Here is an 824-nt window from a genome sequence, read left to right as displayed (position 1 = left end):
TCTTATTGGAAAAAGGCTACGAAGTCCACGGCATCAAGCGCCGCAGCTCGCTGTTCAACACCCAGCGCATCGACCACCTCTACGAAGATCCGCACGAAAAAAACGTCCGCTTCAAGCTCCACTTCGGTGACCTCTCCGATTCGACCAACATCATCCGCATCATCCAGGAAGTGCAGCCCGACGAAATCTACAACCTGGGCGCCATGTCCCACGTGCGGGTGAGCTTCGATGAACCCGAGTACACCGCCCAGGTCGACGGCATCGGCACGCTGCGGATTCTGGAAGCGGTGCGTCTGCTGGGACTGACCGAAAAAACCCGCATTTATCAGGCGTCTACTTCGGAATTATACGGCGGGGTGCAGGGCCACGCTCAGTCGGAACTGACGCCGTTCTACCCCCGCTCCCCCTACGCGGTGGCCAAGTTGTACGGCTACTGGATCACGGTCAACTACCGGGAAGCCTACAACATGTATGCCTGCAACGGGATTCTGTTCAACCACGAATCCCCGCTGCGGGGGGAGACCTTCGTCACCCGCAAGATCACGCGGGCGGTGGCGCGTATCGGGCTGGGTTTGCAGGACAAGGTATTCCTGGGCAACATCGACTCGCTGCGGGACTGGGGCCACGCCAAGGACTATGTGGAAGCTATGTGGCTGATTCTGCAACAGGAAAAGCCGGAAGATTTTGTAATTGCCACGGGGGTGACGACCACCATTCGGGACTTTGTCAAGATGGCCTTCGGGGAGATTGGGGTGGAACTAGCCTTCAAAGGTGAGGGTGTCGAGGAGAAAGCGTACGTGGTGAGTGCCACCAACCCGGACTTT

At 58.1% G+C, this 824-nt stretch carries 1 protein-coding gene; it reads left to right on the top strand.

What is annotated here, in order from left to right; translation table 11 throughout:
- Nucleotides 1-824: GDP-mannose 4,6-dehydratase (gene gmd, locus ACYVHX_RS29600; protein WP_460675340.1), on the top strand; the 824-nt coding region annotated here is incomplete at both ends.

Source organism: Larkinella ripae (genome assembly GCF_054780775.1).
This window is presented reverse-complemented; position numbering and strand designations above follow the sequence as displayed.